Below are 1,001 nucleotides of genomic sequence, written 5' to 3'. Positions count from 1 at the left end.
ACCAGACCGGCCAGATGCTGGCGGCACTGACCGGTCGTCCCCAGGGCACCTTTGCCTCTGCGGTGAAGGTGGAAGGCGATAAGGCCGTGGTCACCCGCGAGGTGGACGGCGGTCTGCGCACGGTTGAGCTGGCCCTGCCGGCCATTGTCACCACCGACCTGCGTTTGAACGAGCCGCGCTACGCCAAGCTGCCGGACATCATGAAGGCGAAGAAGAAGCCGCTGGAGGTGAAGACCCCGGCCGATCTCGGCGTCGAGCTCAAGCAGCATATCCAGCTGCTCAAGGTGGAGGCACCGGCCCAGCGTCAGGCGGGGATCAAGGTGGACAGCGTCGATGCGCTGATCGACAAGTTGAAGAACGAAGCCAAGGTTATCTAAGGGGGCTGATATGACAACGCTACTTATTGCAGAACACGACAATCAGACCCTGAGCCCGTCAACGCTGCACGCGCTGACGGCCGCCACCGAAATCGGTGGCGATATCCACCTGCTGGTGGCCGGTAGTGGCTGTGGCGGTGTGGCAGAAGCCGCCGCGCAGGTGCCGGGTATCGCCAAGGTGCTGTTGGCTGACAACCCGGTGTACGACAAGGCGCTGGCCGAGAATCTGGCAGCCCTGGTGGTCGAGCTGGCCGCCGGCTACAGCCACATACTGGCCCCGGCCGGCACCACCGGCAAGGACCTGATGCCACGCGTCGCCGCACTGCTCGATGTGGGCCAGCTGTCCGAGATCATCGCCGTGGAGTCTGCCGACACCTTCAAGCGTCCGATCTACGCCGGTAACGCCATCGCCACCGTTAAATCCAACGATGCGATCAAGGTGATCACCGTACGTGGTTCTGCCTTTGATGCGACCGGAGCCACCGGCGGCAGCGCCGCGGTGGAAACCCTGGACAGCGTCTGCAATGCCGGCACCGCCCGTTTTGTCAGCGAAGAGATGGTGCAGTCCGACCGTCCCGAACTGACCAATGCCCGGGTGATCATCTCCGGTGGTCGCGGCATGGG

2 protein-coding genes are annotated in these 1,001 nt (G+C 63.9%); both read left to right on the top strand.

Features of this window, described 5'->3' with window-relative positions:
- Nucleotides 1-377, top strand: a 377-nt coding sequence (locus ADIMK_RS11095) for an electron transfer flavoprotein subunit beta/FixA family protein (protein ID WP_036187850.1), incomplete at its 5' end; no start/stop codon positions are given.
- A gap of 10 nt (nucleotides 378-387) precedes the next feature.
- A partial coding sequence (locus ADIMK_RS11090; protein ID WP_036187847.1) for an electron transfer flavoprotein subunit alpha/FixB family protein occupies nucleotides 388-1,001 on the top strand: 614 nt, incomplete at its 3' end.

The organism is Marinobacterium lacunae, from assembly GCF_000705555.1.
Classification (GTDB): Bacteria; Pseudomonadota; Gammaproteobacteria; order Pseudomonadales; family Balneatricaceae; genus Marinobacterium_D; species Marinobacterium_D lacunae.
Note: the sequence above shows the minus strand (reverse complement) of the source record. Positions and strands in the feature narration are given on the sequence as shown.